Below are 1165 nucleotides of genomic sequence, written 5' to 3' on the forward strand. Positions count from 1 at the left end.
ACAGTTATTTAGCCATACGGTTAGAGAACCGCGCTGCTTGAGGGCCTTGTTATAGGAGGGCCAGTTAGTGATTTTAAAATTTTGTTTTGCCATGGAGACCTGATTTTGAAACAACTATGGTGATCTGATCCGATGATTACCCAAACTTTCTATTTATTCAACAAAGCCTTCCTGCGTATGAAACGCCGCGTGAATAAGGGGATAACGCCCGTTGCCGTTATCAGACGGTAATCTCTTTCCACTCGATAATGGATAATGCCCCGGTCGGGCACGCCGTCGCGCATTCACCGCACAGAATGCATTTGCCCGATTTTTTGGTCTGCGGGTTAACGGTTGCCATCATCCAGGGACAGGCGGTGGTACAGGCGGCGCAGCCGATGCAGCGCTTGGTGTCCACGGCGATGCTGCCATGCTCTTCATTGAAGACGATAGCCTTGATAGGACAGGCTTTCATGCATTCGGGATCTTTACACTGCCGACAGGTGTCATTGGTGAAATTGAGATCGCCGTACAAGCCGCCGCCGGAGCCAAGCCCACCGTCGCCGTAGTAGAAATGGCGATGGATTTTGACGCGTGAGAAATAGGAACCAACGCTACCGTCATTAAACGACGTGCAGGCGGTTTCGCAGCGATGACACCCGGTGCAGCGGGCGCGGTTTGTCACCAGCACGCCTTTGGGGGTGGTCGTCAGCCCGATAACGCCGCTGTCGATCTGCTCCTGTCGGCACCCCAACAGTGAAAGCAGTGCTGGCGCAATAGTGATCCCTGCCAGGCCTTTGCCTTAAATCCGCAGGAATTCGAGTCTTGTTAGTCCCAGATCCAATAAAGGACGCTCAACCTGATTAGGCATTTAATTTTCATCCTCCGCATACCCGAATACATGAGCACGGAAATCAACGCAGTACAAAACACGCAACAAGGCGGCAAGAAATAACGTGACAGTAAACACTAACCGTTGTATAAAATAGTTAATAACGATGTCTCATCACAACTGCTTATTACCCGCGTCTGTTTTGCGAACTGACTTACGATGCAATGTTGAATCCGTCATTCCGCACCTACTTTAAGAATAAATTCGACGGTATCGCTCGCCGAGAACATCAACGATGGTCTTGTGAACAGAATTGAGGTTGGATACTTGTGGTGGTCTGTCACCAATACTGAA

The 1165-nt window shown here is 50.0% G+C and carries 1 protein-coding gene and 1 pseudogene; both read right to left on the reverse strand.

Features of this window, described 5'->3' with window-relative positions:
• Window positions 1-93, reverse strand: a 93-nt coding sequence (locus ACTBDZ_RS18010) for a hypothetical protein (RefSeq protein ID WP_438816295.1), incomplete at its 3' end; no start/stop codon positions are given.
• 127 nt (window positions 94-220) lie between these two features.
• Window positions 221-850 (reverse strand): annotated as a pseudogene (locus ACTBDZ_RS18015) (ferredoxin-like protein).
• Between the last annotated feature and the right edge of the window lie 315 nt (window positions 851-1165).

Source organism: Symbiopectobacterium sp. (assembly GCF_051710365.1).
GTDB lineage: Bacteria > Pseudomonadota > Gammaproteobacteria > Enterobacterales > Enterobacteriaceae > Symbiopectobacterium.